Source organism: Bradyrhizobium sp. SSBR45G (genome assembly GCF_030159255.1).
Taxonomy (GTDB): domain Bacteria; phylum Pseudomonadota; class Alphaproteobacteria; order Rhizobiales; family Xanthobacteraceae; genus Bradyrhizobium.
Map to the genome: position 1 here is coordinate 112,587 of NZ_BSCT01000021.1, position 22,475 is coordinate 135,061.

A 22,475-nucleotide genomic window follows, 5' to 3' on the forward strand; every position below is an offset into this window, starting at 1 on the left:
GGTGTCCGCGCCCGCGATCGCAACGCGCCGGTCTTGAGCGGCCGGCCCCGGTGCGTTGCGACAGCCACACCCGGCGCCGCCATTTTCGATAGGCCGGAACTTTTTTTCGCCTGCGGAATTGGTCGCTGTTCCCATGGGGAACAGCGCCGTGGGGGATCATGCGCGAGCTGGAGACACAGAGGAGCCTGCTCGGCGGCGCGCTGGCAACGCTGCAGCGCTCCTATGGCGCGCTGAGCATCAAGGGGCGCCTGCTGCTGCTGGCCGGCATCCTGTTCCTGCCCTGCGTCGGGCTGATCGCCTATGTCATCGCCTCGATGGCGCAGTCCGCAGATGCGTCGATCCGGCGCGGCCTCGTCTATGCCGCCCAGACCATCTCCGGCGCAGTCGACGCCGAGTTGCGGCGCCACGTCGCGCTGGCGGAGGTGCTGGCCAAATCACCCGATCTCAGCGCCGATGACCTGACCGCGTTCGAGGCGGAGGCGCGCAGGGTCGGGCTGGTGAGCGGCGACGCCTGGATCATCGTGGCGGACGCCAATGGCCGCCTGCTGCTCAATACATTGGCCGTGCCCGGCACGCCGCTCGGCACGCGCACCGCGGAAGGCCAGCGCTCGCAGGACCGCGCGTTCCAATCGGGGCGTCCGTCAGTCTCGGACGTGTTCACCGGGCCGAACTCGGGCGAGTGGGTCGCGACCGTGGACGTTCCGGTGTTCAAGGATGGCCAGCCGTTCCGTTGCCTGTCGATCTCGATGCCGGCCTCGAACTATACGCGGCTGCTCGCCCAGCAGGAGCTGCCGGCCGACTGGCTGGTCGGCATCATTGATGGCAGCGGGCGCTACGTCTCGCGCATCCCCAAGAATGCGACCACCACCGGCCAGCCGGCGTCGGCGGGCTGGCGGGCCAATGCCAAGGCGGCCGGCATCACCGAGTTTCCCTCGATCGAGGGCGATCGCGTCATCAACGCCAATGCGCATCCGCAGCTCAGCGACTGGACGGTCGGCGTCGGCATCAAGCAGGGCGTGTTCGCGCAAGCGATCTCCTCGACGGTCAAGACCGCAACGATCGCGGCGATCACGATCTGCGCACTGGCGCTGCTGCTGGCCGCCGGAATCGGTCGAAGCATTGCCCGCCCGCTCGGCAGCATCGCGGTCGGAAGCTCGACGCCGGGCGAAGCTGCGCCGTCCGACCCTCCGGAGGTGCGGGCGCTCAATGCACGTCTTGCCGCGGCCGAAACGGCCCAGGCCGAGAGCGCGCGCATCATCCAGGACAACTTCCAACTGCTCGCCAAGGCCAGGGACGAGTCGTCCCGCGCCGCCGAGCAGCTGAAGCTCGCCGCCAAATATGGACGGCTCGGCACCTTCATCTGGCACGGCAAGTCCGGCACCAGCCAATGGTCCGACGAGATCGAGGAGCTCTATGGGCTGCCGCCCGGAACCTTCCCCGGGACCTATGAAGACTGGTTGGCGCTGGTGCACCCCGAGGACCGCGCCGATGCCGACCACGCCAACAAGCAGGCGCTGATCACCGGTGAGCTGAATTCGGAATGGCGGATTGCGCTGCCGGACGGCGCGATTCGATGGATCGAGGCGCGCGCCCGCATATTGCGCGGGGAGGGCGGCGATGACCTCACGATGATCGGCGTCAACATCGACGTCACGGCGGCCAAGGAGGCCGACCGCAAACGCGAGCTGCTGGTTCACGAGCTGGCCCATCGCGTCAAGAACAGCCTCGCGGTGGTGCAGTCGCTGGCGCATCAGCTGCTGCCGCGGCATGATGCCAAGGTGCGCGATTTCACCTCGCGGCTGCATGCCCTGGCCACGGTGCACACCAGCCTCGCCGAGACCGACTGGCAGGGCGCCGATCTTGCCGCGCTCATCACCAGCCAGGTGGCGCCGTTCGCGAGCGCGCCGGGCCAGCTCACGGCCAGCGGCCCCAGCATTCTCGTCCCGGTCGAGCTGACCACCCAGCTGGCCCTGGTGATCCATGAGATGGCGTGCAACGCCAGCAAATACGGCGCGCTGACCACTCCGAACGGCCGCATCGATGTGACCTGGTCACTCGGGCCGGACGCGCTGCACGTTCGCTGGCAGGAGAGCGGCGGCCCGCCGACAACGGAGCCGCCGGTGGTCGGCTTCGGCAGCCGGCTCCTCACCCGCACGGTCCGGCACCTGCAACGCACCTTTGCCGAGACCGGACTGACCTGCCAGTTCGAGCTGCCGTGGCTGGATACGCGCAGCGACGGCAGCGTTGGCGCCATCAGCGAAGCGAAGTAATCGCAAGCCGGCCCGTCTCTGCGCGGCTGGAATCCGTGACCGAATGATGAGATCATCGCGGCGACGGTGGAGAGCCTGCTGAAGCTCGGCGGGTGCGGCCGGGACGCCGCTGAAGTGCCGTCTGAACGGCCGGACGCTTCCAACGCGGCGCCAAGCGGCCGCGATATGGCATGAGGGCCTCTGACAAAAGCGATTGAGTAACAGCCGGTTAACCATGAAATCTGAGAGGCCGCTTCGGGCCTCTGGCAGCGGGAGTTGAACGACCATGGGAGCAGACGAGGTCCTTGCCGCCGCGCAATTGATCGTGGGCGCCCGCCGCGAGAGGGCGCCACTGGCGGCGCTGCCGGTTCACCTTCAGCCGAAGGATGAAGCGGCCGGTTATGAGATCCAGCATGAGGTTCACTGGCTGCTCGCCGAGCACGCCGGCGATTTCGCCGGCTACAAGATCGGCTGCACCAGCAAGGTGATGCAGGATTACATCGGCATTCCGCATCCCTGCGCCGGCGGCGTGTTTGCGGGCGGCGTTCACGCCTCGGGCGTCACGTTGCGCGCGGCCGATTTCGTGCGTGTCGGCGTCGAATGCGAGATCGCGGTGCGGCTCGCGAAGGACCTGCTGCCGCTCGACGCGCCCTTCACCATCGCCCATGTCGGGGACGCGATCGGCGAGTGCCATGCGGCGATCGAGATCGTCGACGACCGCTACGTGCAATGGGAGACCATGGGCGCCCCGACCTTGGTCGCCGATGATTTCTTTGCCGCAGGCTGTGTGCTCGGCCCCGCGATTCCGCGCGCTGCGGCGGGGGACCTCGCCGCCGTGCAGGGCCGCGCCTTCGTGAACGGCGCCTTGGCCGGGCAGGGCAGCGGCGCCGACGTGCTGGGTCACCCGCTTCACGCGCTCGCCTGGCTCGCCAACCATCTCGCCGCGCGCGGCGACGGGCTCGAGGCCGGGCAGCTGGTGCTGACCGGCAGCCTGGTCAAGACGGTCTGGCTCAAGCCCGGCGACCGGGTGCGGATGGAGCTGGACGGGCTGGGCGTAGTCGAGGCGGGGGTCGAGTGACGCCAGAGGGAGATCTCCTCTGCGGAGGCATGCTCGAGCCCATCCGGGCCGGCTCAATCCGGATGACGATTGCGAAGTTTTATTCTAAACAAAACAAGAACGTGGTGTAAGGTTATCGGGCTCAACAGTGGAGCTTCAGGAGTGGAGCATCACCGGACCCTGCCACGACCAGATTGGAACGGGACGTTTCCTTGCGGGGGAGGCATATCTCGCGATCCTGTTCGGGCGCATTATATCGCGCCGAAAGAGACGGTTCATGAGCGAAACGGAAACCATCTGCCTCACACGCTCCATCGTCCTTGCCGCGGCACGCCATGCCGAACGTGAGGGTCTTTCGGTCGAAGACTACGTCATGCGCGTCCTGCTGCGCGAGATGGAGCTTGATGTTCGAGACCCGACCATTCTCGCTTACGATGCAGCTGAAGCTGGATCGGGGTTCACATTGGACCGCGAAGATGGAGAGAGTGAGGAGGCTTTTGAGAGCCGCAAAGCCGCACTCGGACTGCTGTTCTCCTGAGATATGAAAGCCGGCGACTATGTCCGCTGCAATTTCCCTTTCAGGGAGATGAGAGGCCCAGGACCATTTGCCCATATTGTTCTGGTTCTGGGTGTCGGTCGGACTGCAAGCGGTGCTTTCGCCGTGGTCGCCTACACGACGACGCGAATTGCTTTCGAAGGAACCCGTCGACCGCGCCAGCACCTGCTGGTCGATGAGGGACGCGCTCTCGCGCTGGGCCAAAGCAAGTCGTTCGTCGTCGATGCGGGTCGCATAGCGCGCTGCCTATTGATTCCGGCTACTTTCCCGATCTGCAGAATGAGGACGCGCCGAGTTTCGGCCGGGATCCGGCCTTCGTCGACAAGGTTGCCGCAAGAATTCGCGAGTTGATTGCGGCTGGATTTGCCGTCACTTCCGTCGACCTGACATCCGGAGCGTAGGCGGCTTTCGGACCGTGATCGTGTCCATCAGTCTCGCGTCGTGTTCAGATCGGCTTTGGAGGGACAGTGGGGGACCTGCGCCGGCGTCCTCGGCCATCCTTCGAAGCGCTCGCTCGGCTTGCCAATCCGTCTCGCCGATGGTCGCTCAAATTGCCTACACAAGCTCCATGCGCAAATCACGTCCGACGGCTCTCGCGGCCCTCGCCAGCGTCCCGAGCGTGACCGACTCGTTGTCGGGATCGAGCAGCCGGTCGAGCTGCGCACGGCTGGTCTCCATCCGCTTGGCCAGCTCGGTCTTGGAAATGGCCTCGCGCTGCATCAGCTCTTCGAGCTGCCGCACCAGCACGCGCTTGATCGCGCGCGCCGTCACGGTCTCGTACAGGTCTTCCTCCTTCAGGAAATCGTCGAAGGCGGAGCCGACTTTGCCGGGCTTCTGAGGTGTCCGCATCACAAAATGTCTTTCATGCGTTTGACGGCCAGGTCGATATCGGACCTTGGCGTCTTCTGGCTTTTCTTGATGAAGGCATGGAGCAGGATCATCCGGCCCTCCAGTTCGCAGAATATCACTCGGGCGATGCGACCGACCCTGCGTGAGGCTGCTGCACACTTCCCAGAGTCCCTGGTTCAAGGGCCGGCAGAGCGGAAGGCCGATGGGCCATGCGAACTCGACATCCTTGATGTCTTCGCCGACGATCCGGCGATCCTCCGCCGGCAATTCCTTGAGCCAAGCTCGAACCGGCTCTCTGCCAGACGGAAGCGCATAGAAGAACGCCGGGAGTCTCTTCATCTAAGTGTACCATTTTTGGTACGTTCTGCAATATTGGAATTGCTCGGCATGTTCCGAGCGTGTCCGTTCGAGGAACGTGCGACTGGCTTCGTCCGCCTGGAACCAACCGGTCCCGGCTTCAGCATTTCTAGAACAAAATAAGAACAAAAACCAGAAGCCGGGTCAAGCGGCTGCAATTCCGGACCCCGAAACGAACACGGCCTCCGGCAGGGGAGCTACCGGAGGCCGCGTATACATCACCCGCCGCGCCTAGGTTCGCATTGGGCAATGTGGGAGCTCGTTTTCAGGAGAAGGGCGGCGGCTGCGGGGGCATGATCCGTGTCGCGCTCGGCCAGTTGCTTGCCTGACCCTCCCGGCATGGGGAGGGATTTCGTCGTGTCCTTCGTTGGTTCTTCGGGAAGCCGAACTGACCGGATCAGGCCGGCGGTGTCTTGAGTTGACCGGGCGCGATTGGATCCGCCCGGTCCGTTGATCGTGGCTTCCGCCTCAGAACGGCAGCAGGATGTCCATCACCTGCTGGCCGTAGCGCGGCTGCTGGACGTCGCTGATCTGGCCGCGGCCGCCATAGGAGATGCGGGCCTGGGCGATCTTGGTGGAGTCGATGGTGTTGTCGCTCTGGATGTCCTCCGGACGCACGATGCCGGCGACGATCAGCTCGCGGATCTCGTAGTTGACGCGGATCTCCTGCTTGCCTTCGACGACCAGGTTGCCGTTCGGCAGCACCTGCGTCACGACCGCGGCGACGCTGGTGGTCAGCGATTCCGAGCGCTGGATGGTGCCCTTGCCGTCGGAGGAGGAGGAGCCGTCGGCGGTCAGGAGGCGGCCGGGCAGCACCTTCTGGGCCTGGACGCCGAGCGTCTGCGAGCCGATGAAGTCGGTGATGCCCGAATCCTCCTTGTTGGTGCGGCTGCGCTGGGTCTCGTTGGCGATGTTGGCCTTGTCGGAGATGCTGACCGTGACGGTCAGGAGGTCGCCGACCTGATGCGCGCGCTGGTCCTTGAAGAAGGCGCGCGAGCCGTTGCGCCACAGCGAGTTCGGCGCGTAGGACACCGCTTCCGGCTTCGGCATCGGCATCTGCACCGGCTTGTAGCCGGGCTGGGTGGTCGGATTGTCGATCTCCGTCAGCTTCGGCCGCTCGCCGATCTGCGTCAGCCGGTCGATCGAGGAGCATCCGCCGGCCACCGACAGCACCGCGAAGGAGACCGAGATCAGCGCGATCCGCCGCAGGCCTGGAGCACCCTGACCATCATACTTGAACGTCGACATGAAACTTACTCGGCTTTCGGGGTGGCGGAGGAGGGAAGGCGGCTGGCGACGGAGACCGGCGCCGTGATTTCGGCCTCCGAGGTCTGCGCCGGCTTGCCGGAGATGGTGTCGACCGTGACCTGGCCGCGCCCGGTGACACGGCCGGTGATGGTGCGCTTGGACTGCAGGTTGAGCACGCTGACGATGTCGCCCTCGGTGCCGGCTTCCAGCGCCTTGCCGCGGGTGGTGAGATAGATGCCGGCGGTCTGGTAGATCAGCGTCACCGTCTGGTCGCGCTGCACGAGGTCCGGCTTGGCGAGGTCGGTGGTCTTCAGCGCCTGGCCGGCGCGGACTGGCCGGCGCATCTGCATGCCGACGGCGAGCTCGCGCGAGGCGGGCTCGGCGCCGCCGAGCTCGGCGCGCGGCCGCCGCTCGATCTGCAGGTCGCCCGAGCGGATCATCTCGTTGCGGTCGATGTTGCGGGTCAGCACCGCGGCCTCGACGGTCTCGATGGCGACGCCGCTGTAGCGCAGCTTGGTCGGGCTTGCTCCGCTGGCGTTGCCGAGCTCGAAGGTGATGTCGAAGCGGCCGCTGCGCGGATCGAAGCGGATGCTGGTCGGTGCCAGCGCGCCGTTGCTGGAGGCGTCGAACTTCAGGTCCTGCACCGGCTGGTCGAAGCTGATGGCGAGGCTTGCGGCGTCGCCGAGCCCGTTGCGGTGATCGAGCGCCTGGGCCACGGCCGTGCTGATCTCCTTGGCGTCGACGGCACGGGCGAGCCGGGTGACCGAGACCTCCTTGACGTCGCGGACGTCGACGCCGATGACCTGGTGATTGCGCAGCGTCGAGATCACCTGCGCCGCCGGCAGCACGCCGGTGGTGCCCAGATCGGGCGCGCGGTAGACGGCGACGTTCGCGGCGACCCCGGCATTCTCGATCAGGTCGCCGACACGGACGATGTCGCCGGTCACGTTCACGGTTGGGCGCAGCACGGGCGCCTTGATCTGGTCGTTGGCCTCGCCGGCGAAGGCCGACAGCGCGGTCGAGGCGAGCAGGGCGGCGGCGAGCAGGACGGGACGGGTGCGGGTCATCATGGCGATCTCCCTCAGACCTCAGCGGAACAGCGCGGTGGTGGACTGCATCATCTGGTCGGCGGCGGAGATGACCTTTGCGTTCATCTCATAGGCGCGCTGGGCGGCGATCAGCTCGCTCATCTCGCTGACGACGTCGACATTGGCCTGCTCCAGGCTTCCCTGGGTGATGGCGCCGTAACCTTCCTGGTTGGCGACGCCGTCCTGCGGCGCACCGGAGGAGGGCGTGTCGGTGAACTGGTTGTTGCCGACCGGCTGCAGGCCGGCCTTGTTGATGAAGCGCGTGACCTGGAGCTGGCCGATGATGTTTGAGGTGGTCGAGCCCGGCAGCGTCACCGAGACCTGACCCTGTGCGTTGACGGTGATGCCCGACGCGTTCTGCGGGATCGTGATCGTCGGCTGCACCGGGTTGCCCTGGGCGGTGACGATGCGGCCCTGATTGTCCATCTGGAAGGTGCCGTCGCGGGTGTACTGATAGGTGCCGTCCGGCATCAGGACCTTGAAGAAGCCTTCGCCGGTGATCGCGAGGTCGAGATCGTTGCCGGTCTGCGACAGCGTGCCCTGGGTCATCGACCGTGGCGTTCCGACGGTCTTGACGCCGCCGCCGATGTCGACGCCCACGGGCAGGATCGTGCCCTGGTCCGAGGACTGCGCGCCGACCCGGCGGATGTGCTCGTAGATCAGGTCCTGGAACGCCGCCGTCTGCTTCTTGAAGCCGGTGGTGCGGAGGTTGGCGATGTTGTTGGAGATCACCTGAACGTTGAGTTCCTGTGCCGCCATTCCGGTCGCAGCGGTGTGAAGCGCCTGCATGTCACGTCTCCTTCAGAGTCTGTCGCGGTCAGGCCGGAACGTCGGCGAGTTTCTCGATCGCGCTCTTGCGCATGTCGCTCTGGACCTGCAGCATGTTGGCGACCTGGGTGTAGGCACGCATCACTTCGACCATCTTGCTCATCTCGCCGACCGCGCTGACGTTCGACTTCTCGATGTAGCCCTGCTGGACGGTGGACTTGGTATCCTGCTGCGGCGTGACGCCGCCGGCGGCGGAATAGAGGTTGTTGCCCTGCTTCTGCGCCTGCTGCGGGTCGGCGAAGTTGACGATGCGCAGCTTGCCGCGGATCGAGTCTGTGCGGTTGACGCCTTCGACGACGGTGACGGTGCCATCCGGCGAGATGTTGATGTCGTGGTCGGTCGGCTGGAACACGATCGGACCGCCGGTGCCGAGCACCGGGTCGCCGGCCGCGGTGACGAGCTGGCCGGTATTGTTCATGTGCAGATTGCCGTCGCGGGTGTAGCGCTCGCCGGCGGCGGTCTGCACCGTCAGGAAGCCGTCGCCGGCGATGGCGACATCGAGCGCGTTGCCGGTGCGCTCCGTCGAGCCCTGCGAGAAGTCGCGATAGGTGCCGCGGTCCTGGACGTAGGACACCTTGCGGGAGGCGCCCGGAAAATTGTCTTCATGCGCGCCGGAGGAGAGATACTCCTCGAACAGCTGCTGATCGGCCTTGAAGCCGTTGGTGTTGACGTTGGCGACGTTGTTGGCAACGACGTCGAGTTGCCGCTCCAGCACCATCTGCCGCGACAATCCGATGAGAAGCGCATTCTCCACCGGTCGATCTCCCCTTTTAACGAATCCCGTTCGCGGCACCTCTCCCAAGGCGGTCTCGATCGGGTCTTCCAGGAACCGTTCAGCTCTCCCAAGCCGGCGGGTTCGCAAGGGGTACAGCGAAAGCCGTGCCAGTTTGAAATATCAATAAATATCAGTCGGTTATGCGTATAGCCGCGTTCAAAACGCCCGGCAATAACGTCTCGTCAACCATAATTGCCCGGCAAGTTTTTCCCACCTCCGGAACAAAAGAAAGCTTCCGTTAACCATTGTTACCGTAGCGTTCACTCAACGAAGCGCAGATGCGCTGGGAGCGTGTTGGTTTCGCGTCATCGAGCTTTCTGGCGGCATCGGTTCGACTTTCGCAGAGGATCCGAAGGCCATGGCTGAGAATGAAGGCGGAGCAGGCGAAGGCGAGGAGCAAGCCGGCTCGCCGAAAAGCAAGCTCAAGCTGATCATCATGATCGTCGGCGCGCTGGCGCTGCTCGGCGTCGGCGGCGCGGCCTATTTCTTCTTCTTCAGCCATAAGAACGACGAGCATCATGCCGAGGCGGCGCCGGCGGCGAAGCCACCGGCCTTCGTCGAGGTGCCGGACCTGCTGGTCAACCTGGTCGGCAATCCCGGCGACCGGGTCCAATATCTGAAAGTGAAGATCGTGCTCGAGGTGAAGGAGGAGAAGCAGATCGAGACGATCAAGCCGACCCTGCCGCGCGTCACCGACATCTTCCAGACCTATTTGCGCGAGCTCCGGCCGAGCGACCTCAACGGCTCGGCGGGCCTGTTCAGGCTCAAGGAGGAGCTCACCAAGCGGGTCAACGTCGCGCTGGCGCCCAACCAGGTCAACGCGGTGCTGTTCAAGGAAATCGTGGTCCAGTAAGGCACGGAAAGCGCAACGATCATGGCGGGCAACGATCAAGTCGACCAAGATGCGATAGCCGCGCAATGGGAAGCCTCGCTCGATTCGGAGGATCCCACAGAGGCCGCGGAAGCCGCAGCAGCCAATGAACTCACCGAATCGATGGCCCTGCAATGGGCCGCGATGGTCGAGGACGGCAGCCGCGATTTCGGCGCCACCAAGAACGGCGGCGAGCGGGTGCTGTCGCAGGAGGAGATCGACAATCTCCTCGGCTTCACCGCCGGCGAGGTCAATCTCGACGACCATTCCGGCATTCGCGCCATCATCGATTCGGCGATGGTCTCCTACGAGCGTCTGCCGATGCTCGAAATCGTCTTCGACCGCCTGGTGCGGCTGATGACGACCAGCTTGCGCAACTTCACCTCCGACAACGTCGAAGTCTCGCTCGACCGCATCACCTCGGTGCGCTTCGGCGACTACATGAACTCGATCCCGCTGCCGGCCGTGCTGTCGGTGTTCAAGGCCGAGGAGTGGGAGAATTTCGGCCTCGCGATGGTCGACTCGACGCTGATCTATTCGATCATCGACGTGCTGCTCGGCGGCCGCCGCGGCAACACCCAGCTCCGCGTCGAGGGCCGTCCCTACACCACGATCGAGACCAATCTGGTCAAGCGCCTGATCGAGGTGGTGCTGGCCGATGCCGAGCAGGCGTTCCGGCCGCTGTCGCCGGTGCGCTTCACGATCGACCGGCTCGAGACCAACCCGCGTTTCGCCGCGATCAGCCGGCCGGCCAATGCCGCGATCCTGGTGAAGCTGCGGATCGACATGGAAGACCGCGGCGGCAACATCGAGCTGCTGCTGCCCTATGCGACGATCGAGCCGATCCGGCCGGTGCTGTTGCAGATGTTCATGGGCGAGAAGTTCGGCCGCGATCCGGTCTGGGAAGGCCATTTCGCCACCGAGATCACCAAGGCCGAGGTCGCCGTCGACGCCGTGCTCTACGAGGCCGACGTGCCGCTGAAGCAACTGATGCGGCTCAAGGTCGGCGACACCCTGCCGCTCGACATCCGTCCCGATGCGCTGGTCGCCGTCCGCTGCGGCAACACGATGCTGACGGAAGGACGGATGGGCCGGGTCGGCGACCGCGTCGCGATCCGTGTCACCAAGAATCTGCGCAAGCCCAACACGACACTTGCGATGTTCGAAGGCTCCGAAGGCCAGAACAAGTTGATGGAGGCCCAATGAACCACTCCCTCGGATTGATCATCGAAAGCCTGGTGGCGGTCCTTCTGGTGCTGACCATCGGCTATTGCATGCTGCTGAATTCACGGCTGAAGCGGCTGAAGGCCGACGAGCATTCGCTCAAGGCCGTGATCGCGGAGCTGATCACCGCGACCGAGATCGCCGAGCGCGCGATCGGCGGCCTCAAGCTCGCGGTGCGCGACGTCAACGACAATCTCGGCAATCAGCTCGCCGCGGCGACGCAGATGTCGGACCAGTTGCGCAAGCAGCTCGCCGAGAGCGACGGCGTGGTCCGTCGTCTGTCGCGGATCGCCAGCGCCGCGCGTCCGATCACCGCGCCTGACGCCGCGTCCGAGCCGGCGGCCGCAGCCGCGCCTGCGCCGGCCATCACGGCCGAGCCGGTCCGTGTCTCCGGCGCCAAGGCGGTTGCCGCCGCGGCGCAGGCATTCTCCGAACGTCGAAGGACCGGTGGCCTTGCCGCATGAATGCGTTTCGTAACATCCGCGTCATTCCCGTCGTCCTGATCGCGGTGGCGTGCCTCGCGGTCCTGAAGGTGGCCGGCCTCGTCATCGATGGCGGCTACGTGTTCGACTATGACCCGCAGGCACCCAAGCGCTCCTGGGCCCAGGAGAACCTGGGCTATCCGGGCCGTGAGGACAATGACATCGTCACCGGCTCGACCCACGGCGAGCCGAAGGAGAAGAAGGAGGAGGCGCCGAAGCCGGCCGCCCCGGCGACCAAGCCGGACGGCGTGGTCATCAAGCCGGAAGAAAATCAGCAGCAGGTGTCGCCGGCGGAGAAGGCGATCCTCGAGCGGCTGCAGTCGCGCCGCCAGGAGCTCGAGGCGCGCCAGCGCGAGATCGACATCCGCGAGAGCCTGCTGAAGGCCGCCGAGCAGCGCATCCAGTCCAAGACCGAGGAGATGAAGGCGATCGAGAGCCGCATCTCCGGCGCGCAGAGCGCCAAGGCCGAGGCCGACAATGCCCGCTTCAAGAGCATCGTCACGATGTACGAGGGCATGAAGCCGAAGGATGCCGCCAAGGTGTTCGACCGGCTCGACATGTCCGTGCTGATCGAGATCGCCTCGCAGATCGCCCCGCGCAAGATGTCCGACATTCTCGGCCTGATGACGCCGGAGGCGGCCGAGCGGCTCACCGTCGAGCTCGCGCGCCGCGCCGGCGCCGACAGGCCGGAGGCGAGCGCCGAGCTGCCGAAGATCGAAGGCAAGATCGTGCCGGTGAAAAGCAATTGAGCCGCATGTTTAATGCGCCCTTAAACGCCGGATCCTAGACTTCCGGCGTGGCGGGGCAGGCGTATCCGTCAAGTTACGGATGTCGAACTGGAAGCTTGTGACCATGGCGCGCACGTCTCCCATTGGATTGCGGTCGCAGGCCCGCGCGCGCATCCGCGCCGGCCTGGCGCTGCTGTCGGCCATCATCATCGGGCTGATGCTGTCGACGGTCGCGGCCGGCGCTGCGCCGGTGCCCGGCGAGGCCAGCCTGTCCGCCCAGAACGGCTATGCGCGGCTGGTGCTGAAATTCTCCGAGGATGTCGGCGCCGACGTCACCACCGCAGGCTCGATCCTGCTGATCCGGTTCGACCGTGCCGCCAACGTGCCGATCGACCGCTGGGTCGATGCGGCGCCCGACTACATCTCCTCGGCGCGCGGCGATCCCGACGGCTCTGCGCTGCGGCTGTCGCTGTCGCGCAAGGTGCGCGTCAACACCATGACCGCGGGCGAGCGCGTCTTCATCGATCTGTTGCCCGACAGCTGGACCGGCGCGCCGCCGCCGCTGCCGGCCGAGGTCGTGCGCGAGCTCGCCGAGCGCGCCCGCACCGCCGAGCGCGCATTGCGGCTGCAGCGCGCCGAGGCGGAGTCGAAGAAGCGGCCGCCGATCCGCGTGCGCGCGCTGGTGCAGCCGACCTTCGTGCGCTTCGTGTTCGAGATCCCCGACGGCGTCGGCATCTCGTCGGTGCTGAACGACCAGAAGCTGTCGCTGTTCTTCACCGCGCCGCTCAACTTCGATCTCGCCGACGCCAAGATCGTGTCGCCGCCGAACGTCGCCGCCATCAACCAGCGCATCGACGGCAGCAGGACCGTGGTCGAGATCGGCCTGATCGGCGAGGTCGACGTCCACGCCTTCCGCGAGGAGAAGAACTACAACATCGACGTCGCCTATCAGCAGCCGGACAAGAAGGTTGCCGCGGTGTCCTCGGACACTTTGCCGGGCGCCAAGACCTCTGCTGAGAAGGCGGCTGCTGAGAAGACGGCTGCCGAGAAGCCGGCGGCCGAGAAGCCCAACGGCGAGAAGAAGGCTGCGGCGCTGCCCGAGATCGTGCCGCCGACCTCCGAGACGATCGCCAAGGAGATGAAGGCGGTGGCCAGGCAAGAGCCCGCGATTGCAGCGCCCGCGACCGAAGCTGCCGCGCAGCCGGCAGCGGCGGAGAAGGCCGAAGCAGAGCCTGCCAAGCCTGAGCCCGCCAAGCCTGAAGCTGCCAAGCCTGAAGCTGCGAAGCCCGAAGCTGTCAAGGCTGAGCCGCCGCCGAAGATGGAAGCGGCCCACGCGGAGACGGCGAAGCCTGAAGCCGTCAAATCTGAAACCACCAAGCCTGCCGAGAACGTCGCGGAGAAGTCCGCGGCCGGTTCCGCCACCCTCGAGGCGCTGCGCGACAGCGAGGGCCTGCGGCTTACCTTCGGCTTCGGCCAGGTCACGCCGGCAGCGCTGTTCCGCCGCGGCGACACCGTGTGGATGGTGTTCGACTCGACGAAGCCCCTCGATGTCGAGCCGATCAGGGCCAAGGGCGGCGCCATCATCGGCGAGGCCAACCGGATGCCGCTCGACAAGGGCCAGGCGATCCGCATCCGCCTCAACCGCCCGCAGATGCATTCGCTCGGCAGCGACGATGGCGGGCGCAGCTGGACGCTGTCCTTCGCCGACAAGGGCCAGACCAGCCAGCAGCCGCTGATGGTGATGCGCAACGTCACCGACCCCGCGCTCGCCAATGTGATGGTGCCGCTCGCCAACCCCGGGGCGGGGATGCTGCACCGGCTGACCGATCCCGATGCCGGCGATACGCTGCTGGTGGTGACGGCGCCGCCGCCGATCCGCGGCTTCATCAAGCGCCAGGACTTCGTCGATCTGTCGCTGCTCGACTCCGTGCATGGCATCGCGGTGCGGCCGAACTCGGACGACGTCGCCGTCGAGATCGCGCCCGACAAGGTGATCCTGGGCCGGCCGGGCGGGCTGACGCTGTCCTCGATCGGCTTCTCGCCGGAGCGCGCGCCGACCGCCGTCAGGCCGATGTTCGACATCGACGAGTGGCAGCAGAACCAGACCCAGCCCTTCCTGGCGCGCCAGGACATGCTGATCAAGGTGGCCGCGAATGCCGAGCCGGAGCGGCGGGCGCAGGCGCGCCTCGCACTGGCGCGCTTCTACATGGCGCGCGGGATGTATCCGGAGGCGCGCGGCATGACCAACCTCATGATCTCCGACGGCGACCCGCGCACCGACGACACCGCGATGCTGATGATCCATGCCGTCGCCAGCATCCTGATGGGGCGGCCGGACCAGGGATTGAAGGATCTCGCCAATTCGTCGATCGGCAACAATTTCGACTCGCAGATGTGGAAGGGCCTCGCTTTTGCGCGGCAAGGCAAGTTCGCCGATGCGCGCGAGAAGCTGAAGAACGTCGAGTTCGCCATCGCCTCGCTGCCGCTCGACCTGCAGCGCATCGTGATCGCGGATGCGATGAAGTCGGCGCTCGAGATCAAGGATTTCGCCGGCGCCGCCAAGCGCCGCGCCGAGCTCGACGTGATCGGCGTCTCGGCGGACATGAAGCCCGACGTCGCCGTGCTGCGCGGCCGGCTGGCCGAGGCGATGGCGCAGGAGAAGGATGCGCTCGACGAGTACAGATCCGCGATCAACTCCAACGACCGCCCCGCCGCCGCCGAAGCCAAGCTGTTCGAGATCAAGCTGTTGCAGAAGCGCGGCGAGATCAAGCCGGCCGATGCGCTGAAGGAGCTGGAGACCTTGCAGGCGATCTGGCGCGGCGACGCCGTCGAGGTGCAGACCCTGCAGATGATGTCGCAGCTCTACGAGGAGGCCGGGCGCTATGCGGACTCGCTCGAAGCCGCGCGCATGGCCACCCGCCTGATGCCCAACTCCGAGATGGCGCGACAGGCCCAGGATGCCGCCCAGCGCCTGTTCTCGCAGCTGTTCCTGGCCGGCAAGGCCGACGAGCTGCCGCCGGTCGACGCGCTCAGCATCTTCTACAGTTTTCGCGAGCTGACCCCGATCGGCCGCCGCGGCGACGAGATGATCCGCAAGCTGGCCGACCGCCTGGTCGGCATCGACCTGCTCGACCAGGCCGCCGAGCTGCTGCAGTATCAGGTCGACCACCGCCTCGAAGGCGCCGCGCGCGCCCAGGTCGCCGCGCGCCTCGCGATGGTCTATCTGACCAACCGCAAGCCCGACCGCGCCATCGAGGCGCTGCGCACCACCCGCATCGCCGATCTCTCCGGCGAGCTGCGCCAGCAGCGGCTGCTGCTGGAGGCGCGCGCCAACAGCGACATCGGCCGCCACGATCTCGGGCTCGACATCATCACCAATGTCGCCGGCCGCGAGGCGATCCGGCTGCGCTCCGACATCTACTGGGCGTCGCGGCGCTGGCGCGAGGCGTCCGAGCAGATCGAGCTGTATTACGGCGATCGCTGGCGCGATTTCCGCCCACTCAATCCGGCCGAGCGCGGCGATATCCTGCGTGCCGTCGTCGGTTATGCGCTGGCGGATGACGCCATCGGCCTCGCCCGGTTCCGCGAGAAATACGCGCCGCTGATGACCGGAGAAGCCGACAAGCTCGCCTTCGACGTCGCCAGCAAGCCGGCCAGCGGCTCGAGCGCGGAGTTCGCCCAGATCGCCAAGATGGCGGCTGGTGTCGACACCCTCGACGGCTTCCTGCGCGATATGAAGGCGCGCTTCCCGGATGCCACCGGCAAGGCTCTGGACAATGGCAAGGATGCCGCGAAGGCTCCGTCGGAAGCGACCGGCGCCTTGCCGCGGATCCAGGGCGTCAAGCAGGCGATCGCGGGCCGCTGACGCCGGAGCATCCGCCCGCTCGTGGTGCGATCAATCGTCTCGATGCCCTCGACAGCTGTGGCCGAACGCGGCAGTTTGCGCGGAATCAAGGCGTGCGGACGTGGAACCGGCTTGATCGCCGGTGCATCGAACCAGCACACCCAGCCGGAGGACATGACGAGATGACGAAGCCGACCAAGACCGAAGCCGAGCTCATCGCGATGGCCAAGGCCGAGCTGAAGGCGCACGCCGATTGTCCCGACGGCATGACGATCTCGGTGCTGCGCTGGGGCACCAAATGGGAGTTCCGCGCCAAGGCCGACCCCGGCACCGCGACGCGCCCCGGCTATCCCGAATGCGTCGCGATGCTGGTGCAGATCGGCGATCATCTCAGCAAGCAGTACGACGTCGCGGGGTGAAGCGCAGGCCATCATGCACGCATGATGCGTATCACGCGCCGCAGATGAACTCCCGGATCACCGCGAACGCGCGCTCTGGCTGATCCGCCACGACGCCGTGGCCGCAATCGGTGAAACGCTCGATCTGGACGGGGGCGTTGCGCAGCGCGGCGGCGATGTCGGCTTGGCACTCGATCGGAATCATCGGGTCGTCCTCGCCGCCCAGCACCAGCGTGGGGCAGGTGATCCGAGCCAGATCGGCCAGAAGGTCGAAGCTCGTCACCTCGCCGCCCGGCCGTGTGAACCATTGCAAGGCCGATCCTGGAGGCGCGGCAATGCCGACGCTGCGTTCATGAGCGATCGCCGCCGACGATCAACGCAAGTTGGCGGTCGGCGTCGGCCAAATTCGACTATTCGACAATCGAAGCGTGCCCGAGAAGATCAGGACGTTCACGACGATTCCGAAGCCGACCAGGATCGCGATGCAGCCCGCGAAGGTGCGGAAGTATTTCCGGTTGTAGGGTGCCAGAACGAAGTAGCCGGTCAACAATCGGAGCGTGAAGCCCTCATTTCTCAACGCGCCGAGCTTCATCATCACCATCGCCCACATGGCGATCAGCCATATGGGCGCAATGAAGAAGAGCAGGACGATCGGAGCCCACGTGCGTTCTTCCATGATGAATGTCCAGGCGAAGCGTCCAATGCGCCTTGGAGACTAGCATAACTCGGGCGTTCGTGCGGGGATGGATCGACGGACTTTCCGGCCACCGACCGGTCTCGCCGGCTTCCAAGTGACTATCAACCCTCACCCTGAGGAGCTCGCCGGAGGCGGGCGTCTCGAAGGGCGAGGCCCGGATGGTGGCCTCATGGTTCGAGACGCGCCTTGCGGCGCTCCTCACCATGAGGGGCAAAAGCCGAGGTACTGCACACCGGACCATGAACACGCCGAGAGGGGTGTTCATGGAGAGGGTTTAGCGCGAGAGCGGCGCTGCAAATTGGTCATGAGCAGCGTGCTCATGGAGAGGCGTGCGAGCCAGCTTAGGCAATCGGCGGCCTGAATGATCCCCGTCCTCTATCCCCCATAGCTCTGCACCAGGCTGCCGGCCACCAGCGACCAGCCGTCGACCAGCACGAAGAAGATCAGCTTGAACGGCAGCGACACGACGACCGGCGGCAGCATCATCATGCCCATCGACATCAGCACCGAGGCGACGACGAGGTCGATGATCAGGAACGGCAGGAACAACAGGAAGCCGATCTCGAAGGCGCGCTTGAGCTCGGAGATCATGAACGCCGGCACCAGGATGCGCAGCGAGAGATCGTCGGGGGTCGCCGGCGGCGCCTCGCCGGAGAGGTCCATGAACAGCTTCAGGTCCTTCTCGCGGACGTTCTTCTGCATGAAGCCGCGTAGCGGCACCGAGGCGCGCTGCAGCGCGTCCTCGACGCCGATCTGGTTCTCGATCAGCGGCCGGACGCCGTCGTCATAGGATTTCTGCAGCACCGGCCCCATCACGAAGGCGGTCAGGAACATCGCGAGCGCGATGATGACGGAGTTGGGCGGCGCGGTCGCCGTGCCCATCGCCGTGCGCAGCAGCGACAGCACGACCACGATGCGCGTGAACGACGTCATCATGATCAGGATCGACGGCGCGATCGACAGCACCGTGAGCAGCGCGATCAGCTGGACCGCGCGCTCGGTGACCCCGCCATTGCCGGGCCCGAGATTGATGCTGATGTCCTGCGCAGCCGCGCTCCCCGCGTACGTGCCGGCGGCAATCAGGACAGCGATGAGGACAACTCTACGCGGGAGACTGCGCGATCTCACTGAGACGACTTCGGACGTCCGAGCAGCGAGGCCATCTCGTCCTCCAGATTTTCGAAGCTGGTCTTGGGGCCGGCCGGTGCCGTCGCAGGCTCGCCACGCGCCGGGCGCAGCGCTGCGGGACCTCCGGCCGCGGCCGGCGGCTCGGCAGCTGGGCGCCGCAGCGCCGCTTCGAGACGTTGCGCCATCTCGGCCAGATTGGCTTCGGCGCTCTGGTCAACCGGCGCCGGCGGCGGAGCCGGGGGCGCCGCTGGAGGTGCGACCGGCGGAAGCGGCGCTGCGGCCGCACGCTCGGCCTGCTCGACGCGTTCAGCACGCTCGGTGCGTTCGACGCGTTCGGCTCGCTCGGCGGGGCGCACCGGCGGCAGCCGCGGGCCATCCGAGGGGCGGGGGGCCTCGGCCTGCTGGCGCTGCGGCTCTGCCGGCCGCAGCGGGCGCGGGATCATCTGCTCGCTGCGGGGCACCACCCGCTCGGGACGCGGCTCCAGGCGCTGCTCGTCGGCCACGCGTGGCTCGCTGCGAGCCTCCTGGCGGGGCTCCTGGCGCGGCGCGGGGCGGCGCGGCGGCAGCGGTGACTCCGGCGGGAAGGCCGGCGGCGGCTCGCGCCGCTCGGCTGCGGCCGGCGCCGTGCGGCGAACCTCGTCGATGAACGACGGGCGCTGCGGACGGGGCGGCAGTTCCGGAACCGGTGTTTCGGCAAGCTCGGCGGCCTCGGGCTTCGTCTCGTTGTCGGTCCAGGACGGCGCATCCTGCACCGGCGCGATCCGCGCCGCGGGCGGCTCGGCATTGAGGCCCGGCCGCTGCGGCAGCTGCTCGCGGGCCGGCATCGCGCGCACGATGTTCGATTCGACGACGATGTCGGTCGGCCCGCCGATCATCAGCAGATGCTCGATGTTGTCACGACGCACCAGCACGAGACGGCGGCGGCCATCGACGGCGGCGGCATCGATCACGGCCAGCCGGGGCATGCGGCCGCGATTCGGATTGGTGCCGAGGCGATTGCCCGCGAATCGGCGGACCAGCCAAGCGGCAAGGCCGATCAGGGCCAGCACGGCCACGAATGCGAAGAAGAACGTCAGCGCCTGCATCTCTGTCCCCGGCAAATACCGCGTCCTTTCGAAGTCTCTCCTCTGTCCGACACGCAAGTTTGCCGACACGCAAGTCTGCCAACACGCAAGCGTCAGTGAAACGAGGCCTTCAGAACCGGAACCAACCCGTTAACGCAAAACGGCAGGATCTGCCGCTCGGTATCTTAATAACCCATGAATCGGCCGGGCCAAAACGACTTCTTGGGAACGTCCCCCGTCCCGAATTGATGCATGGATGAGCCGGCTAGCCCGCACTTTCCTAAGAAAGTGTCAAAACCCCGGGATAGTCCCGGGGTCCGGCCGGCCACTTCTTAACTCCCCGTTAACCATATGCACGGCAATTTCTACCTACCAAAACCGTCCGGTAGTCGGACACAACCGAGCGACGCCATGTCCATCAACGATCTCCCCGTGCTGTCGGCGTTGCGCACCAAGATGCAGTGGCACCAGGAGCGTCAGCGCGTGCTGTCCGAAAACGTCTCCAACTCGGACACGCCGAACTTCAAGCCGAAGGATCTGGTTGAGCCAAAATTCAATTCAACCGGCCAGGCGGTCGGAGGCTTCGCGTCACTGTCGCTGACGCGCACGAGCACCGCGCACATCGCGCCGGCGTCCGGCGACAGCGCGAGCTTCGACCAGAACCGCAAGGTCGGATTTCAGACGCGGCCGGCCGGCAACGCGGTCAGCCTCGAGGAAGAGATGCTGAAGGTCTCCGCCAACCAGATGGACTACGCCGCGGCGACCTCGCTGTACGGCAAGAGCCTGCATCTGTTGAAGACGGCGATCGGCAAGGGCTGAGCCCGGGATTTGAGGACGGAGACCGACAAGCATGGCAAACGACTCCAGCGATTTCCTGCGCTCGATGAGCATCGCGACGTCAGGCCTGCGTGCGCAGGCGGGACGGATGCGCGTCATCTCCGAGAACATCGCCAATGCCGATTCGACCGCCGCCAAGGCTGGCGGCGACCCGTACCGCCGCAAGGTGCCGACCTTCACCTCGGCGCTCGACCGTGCGCTCGACGCCAAGGTGGTGACCCTCGGCAAGGTGGTGCCCGACCAGTCTTCGTTCCGCGTCAAATACGACCCCAGTAATCCGGCCGCGGACGCGTCCGGCAATGTCAAGTACCCCAACGTCAATCCGCTCATCGAGATGACCGACATGCGTGATGCACAGCGGTCCTACGAGGCGAATTTGAACATCATCGGCGCCACGCGCCGCATGATCCAACGCACACTCGACATTCTGAAGACCTAGGACAGGAACGAAAGTCATGGCCTCCCCAATTTCCGCAGCGAATGCCTACGCGAATTCCGCCCGCGTGCTCGATACCAACGGTACCGGCAACGCCTTCGGCGGACTCGCCCGCGTGCGTGACGTTCTCGGCAACGGTGCCGGCGCCGACAAGGGTGGTCCGTCGTTCAGCGCGGTGCTGAAGGATGCGATCGGCAGCGTCATGGAGACCGGACGCAAGTCCGACAGCCAGGCGGTCGCGATGGCCTCGGGCAAGGCGAACGTGATGGATGTCGTCACGGCGGTCGCCGAGACCGACGTCGCCGTGTCGACCCTGGTGTCGGTGCGCGACCGCGTGATCCAGGCCTATGAAGACGTGATGAAGATGACGATCTGAGCTCGCTTGCGAGCGAACTGGACGTGACGCGCGGGGGGGCGTGCCACGTCCCGCAACGACTTGCGGGGCCGGATGTGCCGGAGCCGTACGCAATCTTGAGGCGCCCAATGCGGTGCCGACCGACGATGAAGGACGACTGGACATGACCGGAGCTGAAACGCTCGACGTGGCGCGCGATGCGATCTGGACCATCGTCATCGTCTCGTCGCCGCTGATGGTGGTCGGGCTCGTGGTCGGCGTGGTCGTGTCGCTGTTCCAGGCGCTGACGCAGATCCAGGAGCAGACGCTGGTGTTCGTGCCCAAGATCATCGCGATCTTCGTGACGTTGCTGCTCGCGCTGCCCTTCATGGCGGATGCGCTGCATTCGCACATGATGCGGATCTCGTCGCGAATCATCGGCGGATGAGGCAATGTCCGGCGCGGCAGAGCTGTCCTTTGCAAGGGCGCTGCGACCGGTCCTGAGGGGCGGTGCGGGAGGCGCTGCCGCTTTCGATCGGGCGCGAGCGGCCTTTGCGCTCGGCGCCGTGCAGGCCGGCTTGCTGCCGGCCATTTCTTCGCAGACCGGCGAGCCGCACCAGCCCGCGGCCGGCGGGGCCGGGACCGCGGACGATGCGCATCGACATCTCGTTTCTTCCGGCCTTGGCGGCGGTGTTCATGCTGGCCTTCGCGCGCATCGGCGCGATGGTGATGCTGCTGCCGGGGCTCGGCGAGGTCAACATTCCCGTCCGCATCAAGCTCTCCATCGCGCTGCTGCTGACGATGATCGTGCTGCCGCTCAATCGTCAGGCCTATCAGGTCGACCTGCAGGCGCTGTCGCCGCTCGTGGTGATGATGGTGCACGAGATCGTGATCGGCATCGTGCTCGGCGCCACCGCGCGGGTGACCTTGTCGGCGCTGCAGGTCGCGGGCTCGGTGATCGCACAGCAGATGGGGCTCGGCTTCGTCACCGCGGTCGATCCGACGCAGGGTCAGCAGGGCGTCCTGATCGGCAACTTCCTCACCATGCTCGGCGTGACCCTGCTGTTCTCGACCGACAGCCATCATCTGGTGATTGCGGCGCTCAGCGACAGCTACAAGATCTTCGCGCCGGGCGAGCTGATCCCGAGCGGCGACGTCGCCTCGCTGGCGACGAAGGCATTCGCCGCCGCCTTCAAGATCGGGCTGCAGCTGTCGGCGCCGTTCCTGGTGTTCGGCCTCGTCTTCAACATCGGGCTTGGCGTGCTGGCGCGGCTGATGCCGCAGATGCAGGTCTATTTCGTCGGCGCGCCGCTCTCGATCCTGATCGGATTCGTGGTCTTCGCGGCGGTGTTGACCGCGATGATGGGAACGTTTCTCGGCTATTTCGAAGGCGTCATGCACGAGATGATGCCGCGGTGAGGGGAG

24 protein-coding genes are annotated in these 22,475 nt (G+C 66.2%); 14 read left to right on the top strand and 10 right to left on the bottom strand.

The window, feature by feature from the left end; all coding sequences use genetic code 11:
- The first annotated feature begins 158 nt into the window (after window positions 1–158).
- The 3 genes from QQL87_RS22840 to QQL87_RS22850 all read left to right on the top strand — a co-directional run bounded on the left by QQL87_RS22840 (window position 159) and on the right by QQL87_RS22850 (window position 3,844).
- Window positions 159–2,270, top strand: coding sequence for a sensor histidine kinase (locus QQL87_RS22840; RefSeq protein ID WP_284420881.1), 2,112 nt, complete (start codon window positions 159–161; stop codon window positions 2,268–2,270).
- Between the two features lie 265 nt (window positions 2,271–2,535).
- On the top strand, window positions 2,536–3,327 hold the full coding sequence (locus tag QQL87_RS22845; RefSeq protein WP_284420880.1) for a 2-keto-4-pentenoate hydratase: 792 nt from the start codon (window positions 2,536–2,538) through the stop codon (window positions 3,325–3,327).
- A 256-nt stretch (window positions 3,328–3,583) separates the two neighbouring features.
- A complete protein-coding gene (locus QQL87_RS22850) occupies window positions 3,584–3,844 on the top strand; it encodes a hypothetical protein (RefSeq protein ID WP_284420879.1) in 261 nt (86 codons plus the stop codon).
- Between the two features lie 573 nt (window positions 3,845–4,417).
- On the opposite strand, the gene QQL87_RS22855 is transcribed toward QQL87_RS22850, so the two are convergent.
- The 6 genes from QQL87_RS22855 to flgF all read right to left on the bottom strand — a co-directional run bounded on the left by QQL87_RS22855 (window position 4,418) and on the right by flgF (window position 8,986).
- The gene (locus QQL87_RS22855) at window positions 4,418–4,711 is read right to left on the bottom strand and encodes a helix-turn-helix domain-containing protein (protein ID WP_284420878.1); all 294 of its coding nucleotides are present in this window, start codon (window positions 4,709–4,711) and stop codon (window positions 4,418–4,420) included.
- Window positions 4,711–4,803, bottom strand: a complete 93-nt coding sequence (locus tag QQL87_RS37270; protein ID WP_349817289.1) for a type II toxin-antitoxin system RelE/ParE family toxin — start codon at window positions 4,801–4,803, stop codon at window positions 4,711–4,713. Before QQL87_RS37270 ends, QQL87_RS22855 begins: the two co-directional genes overlap by 1 nt.
- Window positions 4,804–5,536: 733 nt before the next feature.
- Window positions 5,537–6,316, bottom strand: coding sequence for a flagellar basal body L-ring protein FlgH (gene flgH, locus QQL87_RS22865; RefSeq protein WP_284420876.1), 780 nt, complete (start codon window positions 6,314–6,316; stop codon window positions 5,537–5,539).
- Window positions 6,317–6,321: 5 nt separating this feature from the next.
- The gene (gene flgA / locus QQL87_RS22870; RefSeq protein WP_284420875.1) at window positions 6,322–7,386 is read right to left on the bottom strand and encodes a flagellar basal body P-ring formation chaperone FlgA; all 1,065 of its coding nucleotides are present in this window, start codon (window positions 7,384–7,386) and stop codon (window positions 6,322–6,324) included.
- An 18-nt stretch (window positions 7,387–7,404) separates the two neighbouring features.
- Window positions 7,405–8,193: a flagellar basal-body rod protein FlgG gene (gene flgG / locus QQL87_RS22875; protein WP_284420873.1), complete on the bottom strand. Its 789-nt coding sequence runs from the start codon at window positions 8,191–8,193 to the stop codon at window positions 7,405–7,407.
- 28 nt (window positions 8,194–8,221) lie between these two features.
- Window positions 8,222–8,986, bottom strand: coding sequence for a flagellar basal-body rod protein FlgF (gene flgF / locus QQL87_RS22880; RefSeq protein ID WP_284420871.1), 765 nt, complete (start codon window positions 8,984–8,986; stop codon window positions 8,222–8,224).
- Between the two features lie 379 nt (window positions 8,987–9,365).
- Here flgF and fliL point away from each other — a divergent pair, with 379 nt between their 5' ends.
- The 6 genes from fliL to QQL87_RS22910 all read left to right on the top strand — a co-directional run bounded on the left by fliL (window position 9,366) and on the right by QQL87_RS22910 (window position 16,575).
- Window positions 9,366–9,860, top strand: coding sequence for a flagellar basal body-associated protein FliL (gene fliL, locus QQL87_RS22885; protein ID WP_284420869.1), 495 nt, complete (start codon window positions 9,366–9,368; stop codon window positions 9,858–9,860).
- 21 nt (window positions 9,861–9,881) lie between these two features.
- A complete protein-coding gene (gene fliM, locus QQL87_RS22890; protein ID WP_284420868.1) occupies window positions 9,882–11,084 on the top strand; it encodes a flagellar motor switch protein FliM in 1,203 nt (400 codons plus the stop codon).
- Window positions 11,081–11,566: a DUF6468 domain-containing protein gene (locus tag QQL87_RS22895; RefSeq protein ID WP_284420867.1), complete on the top strand. Its 486-nt coding sequence runs from the start codon at window positions 11,081–11,083 to the stop codon at window positions 11,564–11,566. The genes fliM and QQL87_RS22895 overlap by 4 nt, the downstream gene beginning before the upstream one ends.
- A complete protein-coding gene (locus tag QQL87_RS22900) occupies window positions 11,563–12,333 on the top strand; it encodes a MotE family protein (RefSeq protein ID WP_284420865.1) in 771 nt (256 codons plus the stop codon). The genes QQL87_RS22895 and QQL87_RS22900 overlap by 4 nt, the downstream gene beginning before the upstream one ends.
- Window positions 12,334–12,436: 103 nt before the next feature.
- A complete protein-coding gene (locus tag QQL87_RS22905; protein WP_284420864.1) occupies window positions 12,437–16,177 on the top strand; it encodes a tetratricopeptide repeat protein in 3,741 nt (1,246 codons plus the stop codon).
- Between the two features lie 161 nt (window positions 16,178–16,338).
- Entirely contained in the window at window positions 16,339–16,575 is a 237-nt protein-coding gene (locus QQL87_RS22910; protein ID WP_284420863.1) for a hypothetical protein, read from the top strand.
- Between the two features lie 31 nt (window positions 16,576–16,606).
- Here the strand turns inward: QQL87_RS22910 and QQL87_RS22915 are convergent, their stop codons facing one another.
- The 4 genes from QQL87_RS22915 to QQL87_RS22930 all read right to left on the bottom strand — a co-directional run bounded on the left by QQL87_RS22915 (window position 16,607) and on the right by QQL87_RS22930 (window position 19,464).
- Window positions 16,607–16,867 carry an alpha/beta fold hydrolase gene (locus QQL87_RS22915; RefSeq protein WP_284420862.1) on the bottom strand — a complete coding sequence of 87 codons (261 nt, stop codon included), beginning with the start codon at window positions 16,865–16,867 and terminating at the stop codon, window positions 16,607–16,609.
- 60 nt (window positions 16,868–16,927) lie between these two features.
- Window positions 16,928–17,230, bottom strand: a complete 303-nt coding sequence (locus tag QQL87_RS22920) for a hypothetical protein (protein ID WP_284420861.1) — start codon at window positions 17,228–17,230, stop codon at window positions 16,928–16,930.
- Between the two features lie 396 nt (window positions 17,231–17,626).
- The gene (fliP, locus tag QQL87_RS22925; RefSeq protein ID WP_284420860.1) at window positions 17,627–18,379 is read right to left on the bottom strand and encodes a flagellar type III secretion system pore protein FliP; all 753 of its coding nucleotides are present in this window, start codon (window positions 18,377–18,379) and stop codon (window positions 17,627–17,629) included.
- Window positions 18,376–19,464: a flagellar biosynthetic protein FliO gene (locus QQL87_RS22930; protein WP_284420859.1), complete on the bottom strand. Its 1,089-nt coding sequence runs from the start codon at window positions 19,462–19,464 to the stop codon at window positions 18,376–18,378. The genes fliP and QQL87_RS22930 overlap by 4 nt, the downstream gene beginning before the upstream one ends.
- Before the next feature lie 390 nt (window positions 19,465–19,854).
- Here QQL87_RS22930 and flgB point away from each other — a divergent pair, with 390 nt between their 5' ends.
- The 5 genes from flgB (at window position 19,855) to fliR (ending at window position 22,469) form a co-directional block, all read left to right on the top strand.
- Entirely contained in the window at window positions 19,855–20,262 is a 408-nt protein-coding gene (gene flgB, locus QQL87_RS22935; protein WP_284420858.1) for a flagellar basal body rod protein FlgB, read from the top strand.
- Between the two features lie 31 nt (window positions 20,263–20,293).
- Window positions 20,294–20,719, top strand: a complete 426-nt coding sequence (flgC, locus tag QQL87_RS22940; protein WP_284420857.1) for a flagellar basal body rod protein FlgC — start codon at window positions 20,294–20,296, stop codon at window positions 20,717–20,719.
- 16 nt (window positions 20,720–20,735) lie between these two features.
- Window positions 20,736–21,092 carry a flagellar hook-basal body complex protein FliE gene (gene fliE / locus QQL87_RS22945; RefSeq protein WP_284420855.1) on the top strand — a complete coding sequence of 119 codons (357 nt, stop codon included), beginning with the start codon at window positions 20,736–20,738 and terminating at the stop codon, window positions 21,090–21,092.
- 142 nt (window positions 21,093–21,234) lie between these two features.
- Window positions 21,235–21,498 carry a flagellar biosynthesis protein FliQ gene (gene fliQ / locus QQL87_RS22950; protein WP_231321303.1) on the top strand — a complete coding sequence of 88 codons (264 nt, stop codon included), beginning with the start codon at window positions 21,235–21,237 and terminating at the stop codon, window positions 21,496–21,498.
- A gap of 203 nt (window positions 21,499–21,701) precedes the next feature.
- A complete protein-coding gene (gene fliR, locus QQL87_RS22955; RefSeq protein WP_284420852.1) occupies window positions 21,702–22,469 on the top strand; it encodes a flagellar biosynthetic protein FliR in 768 nt (255 codons plus the stop codon).
- Window positions 22,470–22,475 lie beyond the last annotated feature (6 nt).

Bases quoted from the DNA above. Each gene is read 5' to 3' on its own strand.
- QQL87_RS22840 (WP_284420881.1), top strand. From the start codon at position 159: ATGCGCGAGCTGGAGACACAGAGGAGCCTGCTCGGCGGCGCGCTGGCA.
- QQL87_RS22845 (WP_284420880.1), top strand. From the start codon at position 2,536: ATGGGAGCAGACGAGGTCCTTGCCGCCGCGCAATTGATCGTGGGCGCC.
- QQL87_RS22850 (WP_284420879.1), top strand. From the start codon at position 3,584: ATGAGCGAAACGGAAACCATCTGCCTCACACGCTCCATCGTCCTTGCC.
- QQL87_RS22855 (WP_284420878.1), bottom strand. From the start codon at position 4,711: ATGCGGACACCTCAGAAGCCCGGCAAAGTCGGCTCCGCCTTCGACGAT.
- QQL87_RS37270 (WP_349817289.1), bottom strand. From the start codon at position 4,803: ATGATCCTGCTCCATGCCTTCATCAAGAAAAGCCAGAAGACGCCAAGG.
- flgH (WP_284420876.1), bottom strand. From the start codon at position 6,316: ATGTCGACGTTCAAGTATGATGGTCAGGGTGCTCCAGGCCTGCGGCGG.
- flgA (WP_284420875.1), bottom strand. From the start codon at position 7,386: ATGATGACCCGCACCCGTCCCGTCCTGCTCGCCGCCGCCCTGCTCGCC.
- flgG (WP_284420873.1), bottom strand. From the start codon at position 8,193: ATGCAGGCGCTTCACACCGCTGCGACCGGAATGGCGGCACAGGAACTC.
- fliL (WP_284420869.1), top strand. From the start codon at position 9,366: ATGGCTGAGAATGAAGGCGGAGCAGGCGAAGGCGAGGAGCAAGCCGGC.
- fliM (WP_284420868.1), top strand. From the start codon at position 9,882: ATGGCGGGCAACGATCAAGTCGACCAAGATGCGATAGCCGCGCAATGG.
- QQL87_RS22895 (WP_284420867.1), top strand. From the start codon at position 11,081: ATGAACCACTCCCTCGGATTGATCATCGAAAGCCTGGTGGCGGTCCTT.
- QQL87_RS22900 (WP_284420865.1), top strand. From the start codon at position 11,563: ATGAATGCGTTTCGTAACATCCGCGTCATTCCCGTCGTCCTGATCGCG.
- QQL87_RS22905 (WP_284420864.1), top strand. From the start codon at position 12,437: ATGGCGCGCACGTCTCCCATTGGATTGCGGTCGCAGGCCCGCGCGCGC.
- QQL87_RS22910 (WP_284420863.1), top strand. From the start codon at position 16,339: ATGACGAAGCCGACCAAGACCGAAGCCGAGCTCATCGCGATGGCCAAG.
- QQL87_RS22920 (WP_284420861.1), bottom strand. From the start codon at position 17,230: ATGGAAGAACGCACGTGGGCTCCGATCGTCCTGCTCTTCTTCATTGCG.
- QQL87_RS22930 (WP_284420859.1), bottom strand. From the start codon at position 19,464: ATGCAGGCGCTGACGTTCTTCTTCGCATTCGTGGCCGTGCTGGCCCTG.
- flgB (WP_284420858.1), top strand. From the start codon at position 19,855: ATGTCCATCAACGATCTCCCCGTGCTGTCGGCGTTGCGCACCAAGATG.
- flgC (WP_284420857.1), top strand. From the start codon at position 20,294: ATGGCAAACGACTCCAGCGATTTCCTGCGCTCGATGAGCATCGCGACG.
- fliE (WP_284420855.1), top strand. From the start codon at position 20,736: ATGGCCTCCCCAATTTCCGCAGCGAATGCCTACGCGAATTCCGCCCGC.
- fliQ (WP_231321303.1), top strand. From the start codon at position 21,235: ATGACCGGAGCTGAAACGCTCGACGTGGCGCGCGATGCGATCTGGACC.
- fliR (WP_284420852.1), top strand. From the start codon at position 21,702: ATGCGCATCGACATCTCGTTTCTTCCGGCCTTGGCGGCGGTGTTCATG.